General features: G+C 61.9%; 1 protein-coding gene. It reads right to left on the reverse strand.

All coding sequences use genetic code 11. The features are described 5' to 3' along the window. Window positions 1-1,182 (reverse strand): IS1380 family transposase (locus GY791_11785; GenBank protein MCP4329106.1); only part of this gene is annotated, 1,182 nt, incomplete at its 3' end. Window positions 1,183-1,289: the final 107 nt, after the last annotated feature.

Here is a 1,289-nt window from a genome sequence, read left to right on the forward strand (position 1 = left end):
CAGCACGTACGCGGCCACCGTAAGCTGCACGCGGAACTGATTCGCCATGAACGAGGAGCAGCTCGTGCGGTCCATCGCGAGGCCCACCTTCAGTTCCTTGATCCTGTTCTCCGCATCCCCGCGCTGGCAGTACCAGGTGTAGACGCCTTTGGGTGTGCGCTTCATGTTCGTCACCACGAAGCGTAGGTTGGGCCGGGGATCTCGACCCGGGTAGTCGACCATCTCCGCTTTGAAGATCACGCGCCGGGGATGAGGCCAGGTCTTCTTCGTCTGATACTTGGTCTCACCAAAGACCTGGGTCGTGCGCCCCGTTTGCCGGTGGGTGCGCTTGGCCTCGGCCTGCACCTTCTTCGCGCGTTTCTTCAAGGGTGCCCAATTCGCCAGTCCCACGACGTATTCGACCCCGGCGAGCTCATCGAGATAGTCCAGCACCTCGGGAGTCCCGAAGCCCCCATCGAGCCGGATCCGGATCCGAGCCCCCGGAAATGCTGAACGCACCTTCGGCAGCAGTCGCTCGAGAAGCGACACCAGGCCCAGTGCGGCTCGCGAATCTCCGGGACGAAGCACCGAGCAGAGGATCTGCTGCTTCGACTCTCGGTTGAACTGGATCGTTCCCACCTGGGGAAGAAAGCAATGGGTCCGGTAGTGGCCGTGATAGAAGCTGAACGCCTGCTGGCCGTGTGTCGGATCCACGGTCGGATCGAAGTCAAGGGTCACGGTCTTGGCACGCCGGCCGAGGCGGCGCCGATGACGGTCGATCACCGCGTCGGCGATCGTCTCGACGAGGCGGTAGAGCTCCACCGTCCCCGGTGCGTTCTCGAAACGCGAGACCGTCGACTGGGAGGCCAGTCGGTCCCCGTGCACGGGATTCCGGCCGATGAGCATCTTGTGGATCGGATCGTCGGCGAGTTCATTCGCGTCGTTCCCATCGGGATATCCCAGAGCGATCGCAAACATTCGCTGCTGAACGAGTTCGGAGAGATCGTGACGGACCTTGCCCGCTTGTCGGCCATCGCGCAGGCACTCCGCCAATTGCTCGCTCAGCCCCAGCTTCTCGTCGATGGCCTTCAGCAACAAGGCTCCGCCGTCGGAGCTGCTGTGCTCCTGGTCGAAGGCCGCCACGACGGGCTTCGAAATCAGGTCGGGAAAGATGACAGCCTGTGCGGTAGAATCCGGCTTCATGAAGGGGCCCTTGTTGAGGGGAAACGCGTGTTGCAACTCGTTTCTACCGCAACTGGGGCCTTCTTCAATTCAAGACCACGACTTCTTCATGAATTATTCGCGCTAGG

Source organism: Alphaproteobacteria bacterium, from assembly GCA_024244705.1.
GTDB lineage: Bacteria > Pseudomonadota > Alphaproteobacteria > JAAEOK01 > JAAEOK01 > JAAEOK01.